Annotated in this window: 18 protein-coding genes; 8 read left to right on the plus strand and 10 right to left on the minus strand. The window is 71.6% G+C overall.

The features are described 5' to 3' along the window. Positions 1 to 34 precede the first annotated feature (34 nt). From ACZ42A_RS35145 to ACZ42A_RS35180, 8 genes are all read right to left on the minus strand, one after another. Positions 35 to 880, minus strand: a complete 846-nt coding sequence (locus ACZ42A_RS35145) for a hypothetical protein (protein ID WP_468531388.1) — start codon at positions 878 to 880, stop codon at positions 35 to 37. After that, the gene (locus ACZ42A_RS35150) at positions 877 to 2,382 is read right to left on the minus strand and encodes a hypothetical protein (protein ID WP_468531389.1); all 1,506 of its coding nucleotides are present in this window, start codon (positions 2,380 to 2,382) and stop codon (positions 877 to 879) included. The genes ACZ42A_RS35145 and ACZ42A_RS35150 overlap by 4 nt, the downstream gene beginning before the upstream one ends. 211 nt (positions 2,383 to 2,593) lie before the next feature. Next, on the minus strand, positions 2,594 to 2,788 hold the full coding sequence (locus ACZ42A_RS35155; RefSeq protein WP_365768608.1) for a hypothetical protein: 195 nt from the start codon (positions 2,786 to 2,788) through the stop codon (positions 2,594 to 2,596). A 112-nt stretch (positions 2,789 to 2,900) separates the two neighbouring features. Further along, positions 2,901 to 3,779 (minus strand): phosphatidylinositol-specific phospholipase C/glycerophosphodiester phosphodiesterase family protein, encoded by an 879-nt coding sequence (locus tag ACZ42A_RS35160; protein ID WP_468531390.1) that lies wholly within the window; start codon positions 3,777 to 3,779, stop codon positions 2,901 to 2,903. A 178-nt stretch (positions 3,780 to 3,957) separates the two neighbouring features. Next, complete coding sequence (locus ACZ42A_RS35165; RefSeq protein ID WP_468531391.1) at positions 3,958 to 5,040, minus strand: acyl-CoA dehydrogenase family protein; 1,083 nt, start codon at positions 5,038 to 5,040, stop codon at positions 3,958 to 3,960. Continuing rightward, positions 5,037 to 6,218, minus strand: coding sequence for an acyl-CoA dehydrogenase family protein (locus ACZ42A_RS35170; RefSeq protein ID WP_468531392.1), 1,182 nt, complete (start codon positions 6,216 to 6,218; stop codon positions 5,037 to 5,039). The genes ACZ42A_RS35165 and ACZ42A_RS35170 overlap by 4 nt, the downstream gene beginning before the upstream one ends. Beyond that, on the minus strand, positions 6,215 to 7,180 hold the full coding sequence (locus ACZ42A_RS35175; RefSeq protein ID WP_468531393.1) for an NADPH:quinone oxidoreductase family protein: 966 nt from the start codon (positions 7,178 to 7,180) through the stop codon (positions 6,215 to 6,217). The genes ACZ42A_RS35170 and ACZ42A_RS35175 overlap by 4 nt, the downstream gene beginning before the upstream one ends. A gap of 114 nt (positions 7,181 to 7,294) precedes the next feature. Beyond that, entirely contained in the window at positions 7,295 to 7,879 is a 585-nt protein-coding gene (locus ACZ42A_RS35180; protein ID WP_468531394.1) for a helix-turn-helix domain-containing protein, read from the minus strand. Positions 7,880 to 7,959: 80 nt separating this feature from the next. On the opposite strand from ACZ42A_RS35180, the gene ACZ42A_RS35185 reads away from it, so the two are divergent. From ACZ42A_RS35185 to ACZ42A_RS35205, 5 genes are all read left to right on the plus strand, one after another. Next, the gene (locus ACZ42A_RS35185) at positions 7,960 to 8,907 is read left to right on the plus strand and encodes an NAD(P)/FAD-dependent oxidoreductase (protein ID WP_468531395.1); all 948 of its coding nucleotides are present in this window, start codon (positions 7,960 to 7,962) and stop codon (positions 8,905 to 8,907) included. 339 nt (positions 8,908 to 9,246) lie between these two features. Further along, positions 9,247 to 10,785 carry an ATP-dependent DNA ligase gene (locus ACZ42A_RS35190; protein WP_468531396.1) on the plus strand — a complete coding sequence of 513 codons (1,539 nt, stop codon included), beginning with the start codon at positions 9,247 to 9,249 and terminating at the stop codon, positions 10,783 to 10,785. Beyond that, positions 10,782 to 11,246, plus strand: a complete 465-nt coding sequence (locus ACZ42A_RS35195) for an NUDIX hydrolase (protein WP_468531397.1) — start codon at positions 10,782 to 10,784, stop codon at positions 11,244 to 11,246. The genes ACZ42A_RS35190 and ACZ42A_RS35195 overlap by 4 nt, the downstream gene beginning before the upstream one ends. Positions 11,247 to 11,320: 74 nt before the next feature. Further along, positions 11,321 to 12,715 (plus strand): NADP-dependent succinic semialdehyde dehydrogenase, encoded by a 1,395-nt coding sequence (locus tag ACZ42A_RS35200; protein WP_468531398.1) that lies wholly within the window; start codon positions 11,321 to 11,323, stop codon positions 12,713 to 12,715. Between the two features lie 25 nt (positions 12,716 to 12,740). Then, a complete protein-coding gene (locus ACZ42A_RS35205) occupies positions 12,741 to 12,977 on the plus strand; it encodes a DUF6213 family protein (protein ID WP_468531399.1) in 237 nt (78 codons plus the stop codon). A gap of 167 nt (positions 12,978 to 13,144) precedes the next feature. Here ACZ42A_RS35205 and ACZ42A_RS35210 read toward each other — a convergent pair whose 3' ends face one another. Next, positions 13,145 to 14,374: an acyl-CoA dehydrogenase family protein gene (locus ACZ42A_RS35210; RefSeq protein WP_468531400.1), complete on the minus strand. Its 1,230-nt coding sequence runs from the start codon at positions 14,372 to 14,374 to the stop codon at positions 13,145 to 13,147. Positions 14,375 to 14,545: 171 nt separating this feature from the next. Between ACZ42A_RS35210 and ACZ42A_RS35215 the strand changes: the two genes are divergently transcribed. Then, positions 14,546 to 15,190, plus strand: a complete 645-nt coding sequence (locus ACZ42A_RS35215) for a TetR/AcrR family transcriptional regulator (RefSeq protein ID WP_468531401.1) — start codon at positions 14,546 to 14,548, stop codon at positions 15,188 to 15,190. A 90-nt stretch (positions 15,191 to 15,280) separates the two neighbouring features. Here the strand turns inward: ACZ42A_RS35215 and def are convergent, their stop codons facing one another. Further along, positions 15,281 to 15,826: a peptide deformylase gene (gene def, locus ACZ42A_RS35220; protein ID WP_468531402.1), complete on the minus strand. Its 546-nt coding sequence runs from the start codon at positions 15,824 to 15,826 to the stop codon at positions 15,281 to 15,283. A gap of 147 nt (positions 15,827 to 15,973) precedes the next feature. Here def and ACZ42A_RS35225 point away from each other — a divergent pair, with 147 nt between their 5' ends. Further along, positions 15,974 to 17,212, plus strand: a complete 1,239-nt coding sequence (locus ACZ42A_RS35225) for a DUF1727 domain-containing protein (RefSeq protein ID WP_468531403.1) — start codon at positions 15,974 to 15,976, stop codon at positions 17,210 to 17,212. Positions 17,213 to 17,233: 21 nt separating this feature from the next. Beyond that, positions 17,234 to 17,962 carry a type 1 glutamine amidotransferase gene (locus ACZ42A_RS35230; RefSeq protein WP_468531404.1) on the plus strand — a complete coding sequence of 243 codons (729 nt, stop codon included), beginning with the start codon at positions 17,234 to 17,236 and terminating at the stop codon, positions 17,960 to 17,962. The last annotated feature ends 165 nt before the right edge of the window (positions 17,963 to 18,127 follow it).

An 18,127-nucleotide genomic window follows, 5' to 3' on the forward strand; every position in this document is an offset into this window, starting at 1 on the left:
CGGACCGACGGACTGGAGCACCACCCGGGACAGCTCATACATCGGCGTCGGCCTTCGGCACGTCGTTCGGCTCAGGGTCCCGCGCACCAGGAACACCGGCCCGCAGCGTGCCGGTCGGATCCGTGATCGGAGGGACGATGCCGAGGCGCAGCAGTTCCGTGAAGGCGGTGGTGGACGCGAGGTCACGCACCTGCACCTGGTACCGCGGCGTGGTGCGGTAGACCCTTTCCTCGGCGTCGATGTCCTCGACCAACACCAGAAGGCCATGGTCCTCGAGGAAGCGCAGCGCGCGGGACGTCATCGCCCTGGTCGAATTCAGGGCTGCGCGCTTGTCCTTGGTCTCGGAGGTTTCGGGCCGACGGGCGTAGGCGCGCCACGCTCGCTCCAGCTGCGGTGTGTCGGACGGGGCGTCCTCGGGGCTCTCCGTCTCCTCCGCCCGTCGTTGCAGTTGCCGGCAGATTTCCCGGACAGTCTCGTCCACCAGGCTTGCCTTCACCCTGCCGATGTAGCCGTCATCGTCCAGGTCGGCGGGGCGGGGAAAAGCCAGGGCAGCCACCGCGAGGTGGATGATTCCGTGCAGCGCTTTTTCGCCGTCTCCGCGGTGGCGTGATGTACGGGCGTAGTCCTCGATCTTCGTCTCGAATGCCGATCCTTCCACGGCCCCCAGTACAGCGCCGGTGGCGGGGCTGACGTTGACCACGTGGAGGCCAAGGCTGAACGCGATCCGGTCGGTCAGGAACCGGAAGCCGTCGTCCTCGCGATAGCGGCGGACGAGGCTCCCGTAGTCGTGGTCCTGGGAGGGGTGCAGGCGAGGGCGCATGCCGTAAGCGACCAGCTGGGCCGCGCCCTCCGCGTCGGAGACAGTGATGGTGTCACTCATTCGGCGGCGTCCTCGGGAACGGGGGTGTGGCCCGAGTCGGCGTCGAGCGGCGTGGTGATCGCAGCCGAGTAGAGCAGCAGGTCGTCCCCGCCGAAACGGGGAAAGTCGAGCGGGTCTCCAGTGCGCACTCCGACGAGGACGTGGGAATCGCCCCGCTGGATCCGTTCGTCGATCGGCGGACTGAACGCGTTGACCGCACGGTGCAGAAGCAGTGCGGCCGTACTGGGCGCCGTCTGCCCGGCCTCAGTCAGTAGGTCGCTCAGCGGTCGCGGCGCGCCACGCAGATCGAGCAACGCATCGGTGACGGCCCAGTCCTCCAGGGTGAAAGGAGGCTTCTCCGCCGTCTCCTCCAGGAGGGGCTCTGGAATCTCCTCGCCAAGCCGCTCACGTTCCGGTGCAGGCTTGAGCAACCGAGCGACCAGGGACGGCAGGCCAAGCAGAGCGGGAGGTTCGGGACCGACGGCGGCCCGGAAGAACCCCTCACTGACCAGAAGAGCGTCTCTGAGGGACAGTCCCAGAAGCGGTCTGAGTACCTGCCCGTGGAGATCGAGTACGGCGCGTCGAGGAAGCTCGGCGAACTGCTGCCGGTCCTGCTCCTCCCGGAATAAGGAGCGGGCCGTGAGCAGCCTCTTCTGCAACTGCATATGGCGGCGGATGCAGTCACGGACGATGCTGACCAGCTCCGCGGCGCGTTGCTTCTGAAGGGGCTCGTCGGACTTGTCGCGCGCCTCGCTGATGTTGCGCAGGATGCGGTGCTCGTACGCGTAGCGTTCCTCGATGTGCTCCAGCGCGTTCGCGAGCAGCTCCGGCACCTCGTGCTCCCAGTCCACCGAACGCACGTCCCGCGTGGTGGCGTCCAACAGCTGGCGCAGCATCTCTCCGTACTGCACCGTACGGTAACGGGCCTGCTCGGCTGCGAGTTTCGCCTCGGCGAGCCTGCCACGCTTGATCAGACTGCCGAGCTTCACCTCTGCTGCGATCTGCGCCGACTCCACGTCCGTGTCGAGCGCACCGACCAGGACGTTGATCGCCTCGTCCGTGGCACGGAGGTAGACGTTTCCTTCCGGACCCGCCCGCTCGACCAGCAGGTTGAACTCGAAGGCGTAGCGCCGGTAGACACCATCTTCGTCGACCGACCCGTAGGTCTCGCTGAAACTCCGATCCACGGTGCCAACGTTGATCAGTCGCTGCAGTACATGGCGCGCCACCTTTCGATGTTCCTCGACTCCGCGGTCCGGTGCCTGGAGTGCGACAAAGCGCTCCACCTGGTCGAGGACCTTGTCTTGACTTGCCCCGGAGTCGAAATCCATCGAGATGGTGACCTGATCGATGGTGTGCAGGGCGATCTCGGCCAGCTGGTAGATCCCCGCGTCCACCCAGCGCAGGCTGCCCTTGTTCTCGTCCAGCGCCTGTAAGGGGGCCGTGCAGGCAAGTGCCTTCGCCCGGCGTACCAGCCCTTCATCGGGGAGATTGGCGGGCGCGGCCTCTCTACTGTCGTACACAGCACACAACGGTAGTCAACTCGCCGGGCCAGTGTGACGGAAAGGTCCAACTGCACCCGCACGGGCACAGGCGGGGCACTGCGACACAGCGTCCCAGATGCCGCTCTACATGGCCTGACCGCAAGCACACCGCCCTACCGCAGCAGCCTCAGAGCCGTCCGGCACGGGGATCTTCCCTCAGCGGCACTCTGGGATCCGCATGCCCCAGATCTCAGGGTCTGAGGCTGCTGACGATGTCCGCGGTCGCCGTCAGACCGCTGTGGATCGTGGGGGCCACGCTCGTGCTGGCCAGGTAGAAGCCGAGCAGCAGGCAGACCAGCGCATGGGAGATCTTCAGTCCTCCGTTGCGCAGGAAGATCACCGCCAGGATCAGGAGCAGCAGCACCACAGAGATGGAAACGGCCATCGTCAACCTCCTCCGCCACGCCGTCACGCGTCCGGTTCACGGCGTTCGGCCGTAAGTGTGGCGTAGCGGAGGGTTCGTCCGGGCGGCTGACCTGTCCTCCGAACGTGTGGTTCTACGCCGGGCGGTGGGCGTCGAGGAAGGCCTCCAGGCCAGCGAGGTCGTCGGTGTTGAGGTGGTCGACGCCGGCGGCGAGCAGTTCGGTCCACACCGCGTCCCGCTCGGGACCGGGCAGGTCGGGGGTGGCCCAGAAGCGCACCCGCTGCCCGCGCGCGTGCGCCGCCCGCACGATGGTGTGCAGCTTCTTCCGCTCCGCCTCGGGGAAGGCGCCCACGCCCTGCCAGGTGAACTGCCGCGTCCAGTTGTCGCTGATCAGCGGGATGAAGGAGGCGGGCGCGGGGCCGCCGAGGTCGGTGAGCCGGCCGTCGTAGAAGGCCCGGCGGACGGTCTGCGCCTCCATGGGAGCGCGGGCCGCCCGGTCGCCGGAGATCACGGCGGTCACCGGGCCCGGGAGCACATGGCCGTGGGCGTACGTGGTGAACAGGTGCCGGTAGCGGCGCAGATGCCGGTCGAGTTCCCGGTAGGTCGCGGAGCCCTCGGTCTTGAGGTCGATGAGCAGCTGGAGGGAGCCCGGGTGGCCGCGGTACACGGCGCCGCGGTTCGCGCGGACGCGGGCGGCGAGCGGGTCGAGGTAGAGCGCCTCCAGGGTGCGGGCCGGGTCGAGGTCTTCCGGGTCGTGGGCGACGAGGAGTTGGTCGCCGACGAGGAAGATGTCCGCCTCGACGCTGCCGAAGCGGTGGTCGAGGGCGTCGAGGAGGGGGCGCGGGTGCTCGTAGTCGTTGTGGGCGTGGGCGCGCCACAACGGGCGCGGACTGTGACGCCGTTCGCCGGACCGCTGTTCGTCCGCGAGCGCGCTGCCCGCGGGCAGGGCGACGGTGCCCGCGAGGGCGGCGCCGAGGGTGGTGAGGGCTCTGCGGCGGGTGGTGAGGGCCATTGCGCTGCCTCCCTTGAGGTGCCGGACGGGGACGCAGCGAGTATGCGGTTGACGGGGCCCCAACAAACGTGTGCGGGCGGTGAGTTGGCCGGAGTGCCGTCAGGTGTTCACTTCGCCGGAGGGGCGCACACGAAAAAGCCCGCCCCTGGTCGGGCGGGCTTTTCCCGGAGGCGGTACGTCAGGGCGCCTGGAGGTCCACCAGTTCGGCCAGCGCCGTGCGGTGGGCGCCCGCGGTGCCGTAGGCGATCGAGTCGGCCTTGGCCCGCTTCAGATACAGATGGATCGGGTGCTCCCAGGTCATGCCGATGCCGCCGTGCAGTTGCAGCGCCTCCTCGGCGGCGCGGACGGCGACGGGGGCGGCGTAGGCCTGGGCGACCGCGACCGCCGTCTCGGTGTCCTCGCCGGTCGCGAGGGCGTCGGCGGCCGCGCGGGCGGCGGCCCGCAGATGGACGATCTCCAGCCACAGCTGGGCCAGGCGGTGCTTGAGCGCCTGGAATCCGCCGACCGGCCGGTTGAACTGCTTGCGGTCCTTGAGGTAGCGGACCGTCTCGGTCAACGTCCAGTCCGCGACGCCCAGTTGCTCGGAGGCGAGCAGCCCGGCCGCGCTGCGCAGGGCCCGGCGTACGGCTGGTCCGGCGGCGCCGATCCGGCGGGCCGGGGCTGCGTCGAGGGCGACCGTCGCCAGCGGCCGGGTGAGGTCGAGCGACACCTGCGGGGTGACGGTCGCGGCGGCGGCGTCGACCGCGTACAGCCCGCCGTCGTCCCCGGGCACGAGCAGGACGTCGGCGACGGCGGCGTCCGCGATGCCGGTCAGCTCCCCGTGCAGCGCCCCGTTCTCCACGCGTACGGCCTTCACGGTGCCGCCCGCCGCCACGTTCAGCGCGACGGCGAGGGCGCCGATGCGCCGGCCGGACGCCAGCTCCGCGACCAGGTCGTCGGCGTCGTCGCAGGCCAGCAGCGCCTCGGTGGCGACGACCGCGCTGGTCAGATAGGGCACCGGCGCGACCGCGCGCCCCAGCTCCTCCAGCACCACGGCGGCTTCGCGGTGGGTGGCGCCCTGGCCGCCGCGCTCCTCGGGCACCAGCAGCCCGGCGAGACCCATGCCGTCGGTGAGCGCCTTCCACAGCTGGAGGTCGTGCGGGGCGTCCGACTCGGTGCGCGCGAGCACGGCGGCCGCGTCGCAGTGGTCGGTGAGGAGGTCCCGGACGGCGGCGCGCAGCGCCTCTTCCTCCTCCGCGTACAGCAGGTCGGGTTCGGTCATCGGGCGAGGTCCTTCCAGGCGACGTCCTTGTCGGTGCGCGGTTCGGCGGGCAGGCCGAGGACGCGCTCGGCGACGATGTTCAGCAGGACCTCGCTGGTCCCGCCCTCGATGCTGTTGCCCTTGGAGCGCAGATAGCGGTACCCGGCCTCCCGGCCGGTGAAGTCGACCAGTTCCGGCCGGCGCATGGTCCAGTCGTCGTACGCCAGGCCCTCCTCGCCGAGGAGTTCCACCTCCAGGCCGCTGATCGCCTGGTTGAGGCGGGCGAAGGCCAGCTTCATGCCGGCGCCCTCCGGGCCGGGCTGTCCGGCGATGAGCTGCTGGCGCAGGCGTTCGCCGGTGAGGCGGGCGACCTCGGCCTCCACCCACAGGGTGAGCAGCCGCTGGTGCAGGTCGTGGGTGCGCAGTTCGGGGCGTTCCCGCCAGGCCTTCGAGACCGGGCCGATCATGCCGCCCTCGCGCGGGACGCGCATGCCGCCGATGGCGACGCGTTCGTTGTTCAGGGTGGTCTGGGCGACCCGCCAGCCGTCGCCGATCTCGCCGAGGCGCCGGGAGTCGGGGATGCGGACGTCGGTGAGGAAGACCTCGTTGAACTCGGCCTCGCCGGTGATCTGCCGCAGCGGGCGCACCTCGACGCCGGGGTCGGTCATGTCGCAGAGGAAGTAGGTGATGCCCTTGTGCTTGGGCACGCCCGGATCGGTGCGGGCGATGAGGATGGCCCAGCGGGCGAGATGCGCGCTGGACGTCCACACCTTCTGCCCGTTGACCACCCAGTCGTCGCCCTCCCGGACGGCCCGGGTGCCGAGCGCGGCGAGGTCGGATCCGGCGCCGGGCTCGCTGAACAGCTGGCACCACACCTCCTCGCCGGTCCACAGGGGCCGCAGGAAGCGCCGCTTCTGCTCCTCCGTGCCGTACTGGAGGATGGTCGGGGCGGCCATGCCGAGGCCGATGCCGTTGCGCCGCGGGTCGTTGTCGGGGGCGCCCGCCGCCTCCAGTTCGGCGTCGACGACGGCCTGGAGGGAGCGCGGGGCGCCCAGTCCGCCGAGGCCCTCCGGGAAGTGCACCCAGGCGAGTCCGGCGTCGAAGCGGGCCCGCAGGAAGTCCAGCCGCTCGGTGCCGGCAGGCGGATGCGCGGCCAGCAGCTCCTGGGTGCGGCGGCGCAGTTCGGCGGCGTCGGTCATCGGGCCTCCTCCATCACGACGGCGATCCGGCCGGTGCTGCGGCCGTCCGCCACCTTCTGCACGGCGGTCGCGGCCTCGCTCAGCGGTACGCGCTCGCTCACCAGCGGCTTGATCGCGCCCCGGGCGGCCAGCTCGGTGAGCTGGTCGTGGCAGTGCCGGACCAGCTTCGGGTTCTTGGTGTTGTACAGGCCCCAGTGCAGGCCGAGGATCGAGTAGTTCTTCACCAGGGCGTGGTTGAGGGCGGGGCTCGGGATGGTGCCGCTGGCGAAGCCGACGACCACGATCCGCCCCTCGAAGGCGACCGTCTTGGCGGACTGGGTGTAGGCCTCGCCGCCGACCGGGTCGTAGATCACGTCGGCGCCCCGGCCGCCGGTGGCCTCCTTGACGGCGGCGACGACGTCCTCGGCCCGCCGGTCGATCACCACGTCACAGCCCAGCTCGCGGGCGACGGCGGCCTTCTCGGCGCCGCCGACGACCCCGATGACGGTGGCGCCGGCCGCCTTGCCGAGCTGGACGGCCGCGCTGCCGACCCCTCCGGCGGCGGCGTGGACGAGCAGCGTCTCCCCGGCTTCCAGCCCGGCCCGCCGGTGCAGGCCGAACCAGCCGGTCTGGTAGCCGATGTGCAGGGCGGCGGCCTCGGCGTCGTCCAGCGACTCGGGCGCGGGCAGCAGGGCGGCGGCGTCCGCGACGGCGTACTCGGCGAAACCGCCGTACGGCAGCGCCGGGTTCCCGATGACGCGGCGGCCGTCCTCGATCTCGCCGCAGATCTCCACGCCGGGGGTGAACGGCAGCGGCGGCCGGATCTGGTACTGGCCCCGGCACAGCAGCGCGTCCGGGAAGTTGATGTTCGCGGCGCGCACCCTCACCAGGACCTGGCCGTCACCGGGCGTGGGCGGCTCGGCCTCCGCCAGGCGCATCACCTCACTCGGCTCGCCGTTCTCGTGCACGTGCCATGCCTGCATGCGGTGCCTCCACGCGACTGCTTCGTCCGACCGGGGTCGACGGCATACTAAGCGGTCGCTTGCCGATCAGGGAACAGTCGCGTGGGTCACCCGTCGGGGGAACGGTCGCGTGGGTCACCCCCTGGACGCGCTCTTCGGCCGCGCCCGCACATGCATGCGCTCGCCCTGCGGCCCGAACAGGCTCAGGAACTCCACCGGCCCCTCCCCCGTCGAACCGAACCAGTGCGGCACCCGGGTGTCGAACTCCGCCGCCTCGCCGGCCGTGAGCACCACGTCGTGCTCACCGAGGACGAGGCGCAGCTTTCCGGCCAGCACGTAGAGCCACTCGTAGCCCTCGTGGGTCTGCGGAGACGGTTCGAGACGCCGGCGTGGCTCGATGATCTTGTACGCCTGGAGCCCGCCGGGCTGCCGGGTGAGCGGGATCATCGTCCGGCCGTGCCACACGATCGGCTTGGCGGGCCGCACCCGGGGATCCCCGACCGGCGGTGCGCCGACCAGTTCGTCCAGCGGGACCTGGTGGGCCTGGGCGATCGGCAGCAGCAGCTCCAGGGACGGCTTGCGCTGCCCCGACTCCAGGCGCGACAGCGTGCTCACGGAGATGCCGGTCGCCTCGGACAGCGCCGCGAGCGTCACCTCCTTCTCCTTCCGGATCCGCCGCAGCCTCGGGCCCACGCCCGCCAGAACGTCATCGGTACTCATGGCCCCACATTGCAGTTTCGGCAAACTTGTTTGTCAATACGGCACAGGCTGGGCGACCGTCGGGCGTGGAGGTGGTCACCATGACCGAGAAGTCCGAGACCTACGAAGTGATCGTCGTCGGCGGCGGCACCGCCGGCCTGTCCGCCGCGCTGGTCCTGGGGCGGGCCCGGCGCCGCACCCTGGTCGTCGACGCGGGCGAGCCCCGCAACGCGCCCGCCGCCCATATGCAGGGCTATCTGTCGCGGGACGGCATGCCGCCCGCCGAGTTCCTGGCGCTCGGCCGCGAGGAGATCGCCCGCTACGGCGTCGACCTCGTCCGGGACCGGGCGGTGGACGTCACGCGCGACGCCGACGACGGTGACTTCGCCGTGGCCCTGGCTAGCGGCCGGACCGTGCGCGCGCGGCGGCTCGTCGTCACCACCGGGCTCAAGGACGAGCTGCCCGCCGTGCCCGGCGTCGCCGAGCGGTTCGGGCGCGATGTGCTGCACTGCCCGTACTGCCACGGCTGGGAGGTCCGCGACCGGGCCTTCGGTGTGCTCGCCGCGACGCCGCTGAGCGTGCACCAGGCGCTGATGGTCTCCCAGTGGTCGAAGGACGTGACGTTCTTCCTGCACACGGTCGCCGAGGACGAGCTCTCCGACGTCGACCTGCGCCGGCTGGCCGCGGCCGGGGTCGCCGTCGTGCCCGGCGAGGTGGCGGGCCTGGTGGCCGAGGACGACCGGCTCACCGGGGTGCGGCTCGCGGACGGCACGGTGCACCCGCGCGAGGTGCTGTTCGTCTCGCCGCGCGCGGTGCCGCAGACCGGGCTGCTGGAACGGCTGGGTGCCGAACTGCACGAGACCCCGTTCGGCAGCTACCCCGTGGTGGATGCGAACGGCCTGACCACCGTGCCCGGGGTATGGGCGGCGGGCAACGCGATCGGCTTCGCCGAGCAGGTCGTGCACGCGGCGAGCGGCGGCTACCGCGCCGCCGCGGCCCTCAACGGAGAGCTGCTGATGGCGGACCTGGACGCGGCGGTACGGGTGTAACCGGGCCCTGGCCGGTGCGCCACGGCTCCCGCCCCGCGGGCGCGGAACCGGCCCCGCCGGTGCGCCAGCTCCCCGCCCCGCGGGTGCGGAACGCGCCCTGCCGGTGCACCAGCCCCCCACCCTGCGGGGGCCGAACCCACCCCACCGGTCCACCACGCCCCCACCCCGCAGGTGCAGAACCCACCCCACCGGTCCACCACGCCCCCACCCCGCAGGTGCAGAACCCACCCCGCCGATGCACCACAGCCCCGCCCTGCGGGCGTACAACCGGCCCCGCCGATGCACCACGCCCCCGCCCCGCAGGTGTACAACCGCCCCCGCCGGTGCACCATGAAACGCATGTTGCTGGCCCGGCTCGCGCAGGTGTCCCGGGAGGTCGCCGCCACCTCGGCGCGGTCCCGTAAGACCGCGCTGCTCGCCGAGCTGTTCCGCGAGGCGGAGGCGGCGGACGTCCCGGTGGTCATCCCGTATCTGGCGGGCCGGCTGCCGCAGGGGCGGCTCGGCGTCGGCTGGAAGGTGCTCGGCCGCCCGGTCGTCCCGGCCGCCGAACCCACCCTGACCGTGCGCGAGGTGGACGCCCGGCTCACCGAACTCGGCACGGTGTCCGGGCCCGGATCGCAGGCCGAGCGGGCCCGGCTGGTCGGGGAGCTGATGGGCGCGGCCACCGAGGAGGAGCAGCGGTTCCTGCTCGGCCTGCTCACCGGCGAGGTGCGGCAGGGCGCGCTGGACGCGGCCGCGGTGGAGGGTCTGGCCGAGGCGACGGGCGCGCCGCCCGCCGACGTCCGCCGCGCGGTGATGCTGGCGGGCTCCCTGCAAGCGGTGGCCGAGGCGCTGCTCACCGACGGACCGGCGGCCCTCGACCGGTTCCGGCTCACCGTCGGCCGCCCGGTGCTGCCGATGCTCGCGCACAGCGCGTCCTCGGTGGCCGAGGCGGTCGGCAAGCTGGGCGCGTGCGCGGTGGAGGAGAAGCTGGACGGTATCCGCGTCCAGGTCCACCGGGACGGCGACACCGTACGCCTGTACACCCGCACCCTCGACGACATCACCGACCGGCTGCCCGAGGTGACGTCGGCGGCACTGGAGCTGCGCGGCGAGCGCTTCGTCCTGGACGGCGAGGTCATCGCCTTCGACGAGGACGGCCGGCCGCGCTCCTTCCAGGAGACCGCCGGACGGGTCGGCTCCCGCGTGGACGTGGCGACCGTCGCACGGCAGATCCCCGTCTCCCCCGTCTTCTTCGACGCCCTCGCCGTCGACGACCGCGACCTGCTCGACCTGCCCTTCTCCGAACGGCACGCGGAACTGGCCCGCCTGGTGCCCGAGCCGATGCGGGTGCGGCGCACGGTGGTGTCCGGCCCCGACGACCTGCCCGCGGCGGAGGAGTTCCTGGCCGAGACGCTGGCCCGGGGCCACGAGGGCGTGGTGGTGAAGGATCTCGCCGCCCCCTACAGCGCGGGCCGGCGCGGCGCGTCCTGGCTGAAGGTCAAACCCGTGCACACCCTCGACCTGGTGGTCCTGGCCGCCGAGTGGGGCCACGGCCGCCGCACCGGCAAGCTCTCCAACCTGCACCTGGGCGCCCGGCGCGCGGACGGCTCGTACGCCATGCTCGGCAAGACCTTCAAGGGCATGACCGACGCCCTGCTGGCCTGGCAGACCGAACGCCTGCGCGAGCTGGCGGTCTCCGACAACGGCCACGTGGTGACCGTGCGACCGGAACTGGTCGTGGAGATCGCCTACGACGGTCTGCAGCGCTCCACCCGCTACCCGGCCGGCGTCACCCTCCGCTTCGCCCGCGTGGTCCGCTACCGCGAGGACAAACGGCCGGAGGACGCCGACACCGTGGAGACCCTGCTGGCCGCCCACCCGGAGGTACGGCGGTGACGGCCCGGCGGAGCGCGGGCCTGCTGCTGTTCCGGCGCACCGAGCAGGGCTTGGAGGTGCTGCTCGGACACATGGGCGGCCCGTTTTTCGCCCGGCGCGACGCCGGGGCCTGGACCGTCCCGAAGGGCGAGTACGACCCGGCCGAGCCCGCCTGGGAGGCGGCCCGCCGCGAGTTCCGGGAGGAACTGGGGGTGGCGCCGCCGGACGGAGAGGCCGTACCGCTGGGCGAGGTCCGGCAGACCGGCGGCAAGATCGTCACGGTGTGGGCGGTGGAAGGGGATTTCGATCCCGACTCCATCGACCCGGGCACCTTCACCATGGAGTGGCCGCCGAAGAGCGGACGCCTGACGGAGTTCCCGGAGCTGGACCGGGTCCGCTGGTTCGGCCTGGACGCGGCCCGGGCCGTGATCGTGACGGCCCAGGCCGCGTTTCTCGACCGGCTGGCGGAGCACTCGCCCTGAGGAGACGCCCCGCGTTGCGGCTCCCGCCGCCGCGCGCGAAGGTCGAAGCACAGTCCCTTGCCAGGAGGTCAGCCATGCCCATCGCGACGGTGAACCCGGCGAACGGCGAGACGCTCAAGACGTACGAGGCCATGGGCGAGGAGGAGATCGAACGCCGGATCCAGCTCGCCGAGGCCACCTTCCGCACCTACCGGACGACCTCCTTCGCCGAGCGTGCCCGTCTGATGCACCGGGCCGCCGACCTCCTCGACGAGGACCAGCAGCACATCGCGAAGGTGATCACCACCGAGATGGGCAAGCCGGTCCGGCAGGCGCGCGCGGAGGCCGCCAAGTGCGCCAAGGCCATGCGCTGGTACGCCGACCGCGCCGAGGAACTGCTGGCCGACGAGGAGCCCGCCGAGGCGGATGTGAAGGACTCCGGCGCCTCCCGCGTTCGCGTCCGCTACCGTCCGCTGGGCCCGATCCTCGCGGTGATGCCGTGGAACTTCCCGCTCTGGCAGGTGATCCGGTTCGCCGCGCCCGCGCTGATGGCGGGCAACGTCGGCCTGCTCAAGCACGCCTCGAACGTGCCCCAGACCGCCCTCTACCTGGAGGACCTGTTCCACCGCGCGGGCTTCACCGAGGGCACGTTCCAGACTCTGCTGATCGGCTCGGCCGCGGTCGACGACATCCTGCGGGACGAGCGGATCAAGGCGGCCACCCTCACCGGCAGCGAGCCCGCGGGCCGCGCGGTCGCCTCCACCTCCGGCGAGATGGTCAAGAAGACGGTGCTGGAGCTGGGCGGCAGCGACCCCTTCGTCGTGATGCCGTCGGCCGACCTGGACCGGGCCGCCGAGGTCGCGGTCAACGCCCGTTGCCAGAACGCCGGGCAGTCCTGCATCGCCGCCAAGCGGTTCATCGTGCACACGGACGTCTACGACACCTTCGCCGAGCGGTTCGTGGCCGGGATGAAGGCGCTCAAGGTCGGCGACCCGACGGACGAGGAGACCGAGGTCGGGCCGCTCTCCAGCGAGCAGGGGCGGGCCGATCTGGAGGAGCTGGTGGACGACGCGGTGCGCAGCGGGGCGACCGTGCTGTGCGGCGGCCACCGGATCCGCCGGCCCGAGCTGCCCGGCTGGTACTACCCGCCGACCGTGCTCGCCGGCATCACCCGGGAGATGCGCATCCACCGCGAGGAGGCGTTCGGGCCGGTCGCCACGCTGTACCGGGCGGGCGATCTGGACGAGGCGGTGCTGATCGCCAACGACTCGTCGTTCGGGCTGAGTTCCAACGTCTGGACCCGGGACGAGAACGAGGTCGACCGGTTCGTACGGGACCTGGAGGCCGGCGGGGTGTACGTCAACGGGATGACCGCGTCCCACCCGGCGTTCCCGTTCGGCGGGGTGAAGCGGTCCGGGTACGGGCGTGAGCTGTCCGGGCACGGAATCCGCGAGTTCTGCAACATCACCACGGTTTGGCACGGTGCGTGAGGGCCGCGCGGCTACGATCCCGGGTGTGAACCGCGAAGTGACTCTGCCTCTGATCGTCGACGACCGCGGGACCTTGCAGGTGGCCGCGGCCGATGTGAGCAAGCTGCTCCGCATGGTCGGCGGGCGGTGGCTGCATCTCGTCGAGGCCGGCGAGGAGGGGCTCGACGAGGACACGGTGGCCGCGTTGACCATCGAGCTGGCGAAGCTGGCCGACCGTATCGATGTGGCGTGCATCGCGCACAGCAGCGGGAGCACGCCGTAGCAGGTGCTCAGGCGCGGCGCCTGGACCTGCACTCCTTCTGGAACTCGTAGACGATCCAGGTGCCCGCGATGAGGACAGCGAGCAGCACCGAGACGCCGACCAGGAACGGGAAGATCATGGCGTCAGCATGACAGACACCCGCCCCGGCCGGCGCACCGGCGTCCGCGCTAGCGAATCGGCATCCCCGACAGTGTGCGGGCGATCACCAGGCGCTGGATCTCGCTCGTCCCCTCGAAGATCGTGTAGATGGCGGCGTCCCGGTGCATCCGCTCCACCGGGTACTCCCGGGTGTAGCCGTTGCCGCCGAGGATCTGGATGGCCTGGGCGGTGACCTTCTTCGCCGTCTCGCTGGCGAACAGCTTGGACATCGAGCCCTCGGCCGCGGTGAACGGCTTGCCGTTGATCGCCATCCAGGAGGCACGCCACACCAGCAGACGGGCGGCGTCGATCCGGGTGCGCATGTCGGCGAGCTGGAAAGCGACGCCCTGGTTGTCGATGATCGGGCGGCCGAACTGCTCGCGGGTCCTCGCGTAGTCGAGGGCGACCTCGTACGCGGCGCGGGCGGTGCCGACCGCCATCGCACCGACGGCCGGACGGGACGCCTCGAACGTCGCCATCGCCGCGTTCTTCACGCGCTCCCCGCCGGAGGCCTTCGCCTTCTCGCGGGCCCGCGCCAGCCGCTCGTCCAGCTTCTCCTTGCCGCCGAGCAGGCAGGAGCCGGGCACCCGGACGTTGTCGAGGACGACCTCGGCGGTGTGCGAGGCACGGATGCCGTGCTTCTTGAACTTCTGGCCCTGGGACAGGCCCGGCGTGTTCGGCGGGATGATGAAGGAGGCGTGGCCCTTGGAGCCCAGCTCCGGGTCGACGACCGCCACGACCACGTGCACGTTGGCGATGCCGCCGTTGGTGGCCCAGGTCTTCGTGCCGTTGATCACCCACTCGTCCTTGGCCTCGTCGTACACGGCCCGGGTGCGCATGGAGGCGACGTCGGAGCCTGCGTCCGGCTCGGAGGAGCAGAACGCGGCGACCTTGACGTCGTTCGCGTCGCCGTACATCTGGGGGATCCAGGTGCCGATCTGCTCCTCGGTGCCGTTGGCGAGGACGCCGACGGCGGCGAGGCCGGTGCCGACGATGGAGAGGGCGATGCCCGCGTCGCCCCAGAAGAGTTCCTCCATGGCCATGGGGATGCCGAGGCCGGTGGGGTCGAAGTACTGCTGGGCGTAGAAGTCGAGGGAGTAGATGCCGACCTTCGCGGCCTCCTGGATGACCGGCCAGGGAGTCTCCTCACGCTCGTCCCATTCGGCGGCCGCGGGGCGGATGACGTCGGCGGCGAAGCCGTGCAGCCAGTCCCGGACCTCCTTCTGTTCGTCGTTGAGCTCCATGGTGAACTCGGCCATGTCCCCTCCAGCGGCGGCGCACGTGCGTGTTACTTGCGGTAACCGCAGTCTGTTACCGGCGGGTAGGAAAAGTCAACTCACCCGTCGCCCCCGGCAGCCCGTTCGATGGTCTCGGCGTGTTGAGTGTTAGTTTGCGCAGGCGTCACCGATTCACACGGGTGGGGAGAGCTCATGGACACCACGCAGCGGACCGAGCAGCAGCGGTCCGCCGACCGCCGACGGCGCGAGCTGCTGGAGGCCGCGGACCGGGTGGTGCTGCGCGACGGGCCACAGGCGTCCATGAACGCCATCGCCGCCGAGGCGGGCATCACCAAGCCGATCCTGTATCGCCACTTCGGCGACAAGGGCGGGCTCTACGCGGCGCTCGCCAAGCGGCACACGGACGCGCTGCTGGACTCCCTGCGGGCGGCGCTGGACGCGCCCGCGGACCGGCGGGAGCGGGTGGAGTCCACCCTGGACACATATCTGGCGGCCATCGAGGCACGGCCGCAGGTGTATCGCTTTCTGATGCATCCGGCGGAGGGCGGTCAGGCCGGGGACCAGGGCTTCGACGTGGGCAAGCACTCGGCGCCGGTGCTCCGCAGGATGGGCGAGGAGCTGGGCAAGGTCATCCAGGAGCGGGTGGACCTCGGGCCGGACAGTGAGCGGCTGGCTCGGGTGTGGGGGCATGGGATCGTCGGGATGATGCACGCCGCCGGGGACTGGTGGCTGGGTGAACGTCCCTGTTCGCGGCAGGAGTTGGTGCGGGCTTTGGCTGACCTCTTGTGGGGACGGCTTGCTGCGGCTGGGGACAAGATGGGCGGTCCGGGGTTCTGACGGTCGCATTTTCGGCTGCGGGCCGGTGGGGGCTGGTCGCGCCCACGCGGCGGAGCCGCATATTGATACAGCCCCGCGCCCCTGAGTAGGTCACCCTGACCGGCGCCAGGAAGCTCGGGCCACCTGTCGCATCAACCTGCGGTGGCGCCAGCCCGTCACGCGGTCCGCGTACACCCTGCCCTCCAGGTGGTCGCACTCGTGCTGGAGGCAGCGGGCGAAGAAACCCGTGCCGTGGATCGTCACGGGCTCGCCGGTCATCGTGAAGCCCTCGACCACGGCGTGGTCATAGCGCTCGGTGCCCGCCTCCAGCCCCGGCAGGGACAGGCAGCCCTCGGGGCCCCGGATCACCACCCCGTCCGTCTCCACCAGGCGCGGGTTCACCACATGTCCGAGATGCCGGACATCCTCGTCGTCCGGGCAGTCGTACACGAACACCCGCAGCGACTCCCCCACCTGGTTCGCCGCCAGGCCCACCCCCTGGGCCGCGTACATCGTCGCGAACAAGTCCTCCACGAGCCGGGACAGTTCGGGGCCGAAGTCGGTGACCTCCGCGCAAGGGGTGTGCAAAGCGGGGTCGCCGAGCAGGGTGAGGGGCCGGACGCGCCCGTGGGCGCCCGGGATCGAGCCGTGTCGCATGGGCGCAAGGGTACGGTTCCCTCAGCCGCCGCTGCCCACGTGGCACGGGCCGGGATTCGGGAGTGCGAATGGATCTCGATAGGCTGACCACCACCACGTTGCCGACAGGCTTGAGGGCGGCGCGTACGCAAGGAGGATCGAGAACTGATGGCAGGCAACTCGGACCCGCTCACGCCGCGGGCCAAGCTGGCCGTGACCGCGGGCAAGGCGGTCGCTGCGGCATCGCGGGCCGCGGGACGCGGCAGCGGTTCGGTGATCGGCGGCCGGGTGGCGCTGAAACTCGACCCCGACCTCCTCGCCCGGCTCGCCCAGAACCTGGACGTCGTCCTGGTCTCGGCGACCAACGGCAAGACCACCACCACCCGGCTGATCGCCGAGGCCCTGCGGGCCGCGGGCCCGGTGGTGTCCAACGCGCTCGGCGCCAACATGCCGGCCGGCATCACCTCGGCGCTGGCGGGCGGCTCGGACGCCAAGTACGGCGTCATCGAGGTCGACGAGAAGTACCTCGCGGGCGTCGCCCGGGACACCGACCCCAAGTGCATCGCGCTGCTGAACCTCTCCCGCGACCAGCTCGACCGGGCCGCCGAGACCCGCATGCTCGCGGAGAACTGGCGTGAGGGCCTCGCCGGGTCGAAGGCCGTGATCGTCGCGAACGCGGACGATCCGCTCGTCGTGTGGGCCGCGTCCTCGTCCCCGAATGTGATCTGGGTCGCGGCCGGGCAGATGTGGAAGGACGACGCCTGGTCCTGCCCCGCCTGCGGCGGTGTGATGCAGCGCCCCGGCGACGACTGGTTCTGCGGCGAGTGCGGTTTCCGCCGGCCCACCCCGAGCTGGGCGCTCTCCGGCGACCACGTCCTCGACCCGCACGGCTCGGCGTGGCCGATCCACCTTCAGCTGCCGGGCCGCGCCAACAAGGCCAACGCGGCCAGCTCGGCCGCGGTCGCCGCCGTGTTCGGCGTGCCGCCGCAGGTCGCCCTGGAGCGCATGTACCAGGTGCAGGCGGTGGCCGGGCGGTACGACGTCGTCCAGTTCGAGGGCCGTGACCTGCGGCTGCTGCTGGCGAAGAACCCGGCCGGGTGGCTGGAGACGTTCTCCCTGATCGACCCGCCGCCCACCCCGGTGATCCTCTCCGTGAACGCGCGCAGCGCCGACGGCACCGACACCTCCTGGCTGTGGGACGTCGACTACACCCGGCTCACCGGCCACCCGATCTTCGTCATCGGCGACCGCAAGCTCGACCTGGCGGTGCGGCTGGAGGTCGCCAACCAGCACTTCCAGGTCTGCGAGAACCTGGACCAGGCCGTGCAGATGTGCCCGCCGGGCCGGATCGAGGTCATCGCGAACTACACCGCGTTCCAGGACCTGCGCCGCCGCGTCGGCAACTGAGTGAGTCGAAGGACAATGACCATGAGCGACAACAGTCTGCGGATCGTCTGGATCTACCCCGACCTGCTCAGCACCTACGGCGACCAGGGCAACGTCCTCGTCGTGGAGCGCCGGGCGCGGCAGCGGGGCCTGGACGTGGCCCGGCTCGACGTACGCAGCGACCAGCCGATCCCGACCTCCGGCGACATCTACCTCATCGGCGGCGGCGAGGACCGGCCGCAGCGGCTCGCGGCCGAGCGGCTGCGCCGCGACGGGGGTCTGCACCGGGCCGTGGGGAACGGCGCGATCGTCTTCTCCGTCTGCGCCGGCTACCAGATCCTCGGCCACGAGTTCATCAACGACCTCGGTCAGCGCGAGCCCGGCCTCGGCCTGCTCGACGTGGTCTCGGTGCGCGGCGAGGGCGAGCGGTGCGTCGGCGACGTGCTGGCGGACATCGACCCGCGGCTCGGGCTGCCGCCGCTGACCGGGTTCGAGAACCACCAGGGCGTCACCCACCTCGGCCCGACCGCCCGCCCGCTCGCGCAGGTGCGGCTGGGCAAGGGCAACGGCACGGGCGACGGCACGGAGGGGGCGTACAACGACACCGTGTTCGGTACGTACATGCACGGCCCCGTGCTCGCCCGCAACCCGCTCATCGCGGACCATCTGCTGAAGCTGGCGCTCGACGTCAACGCGCTGCCGCCGGTGGACGACCGGTGGTACGAGGCGCTGCGCAACGAGCGCATCGCGGCTGCGCAGCAGCCTGCGTAAACCGGGTTTTGACGCGCAGTTCACCAGCCCGTCTGACGGTACGTCCGCACAGGTGAGCGGGGTCGTCCAGCAGGCGGACGCACGGTTCGGCCCCGCCCCCTTGTGCCGCTAGGGTGGCGGGGATTCCCGCCGGACAACGTGGTCCGGTCCCCGGCCCACGTTGAG

This window comes from Streptomyces sp. NPDC030838 (assembly GCF_055572035.1).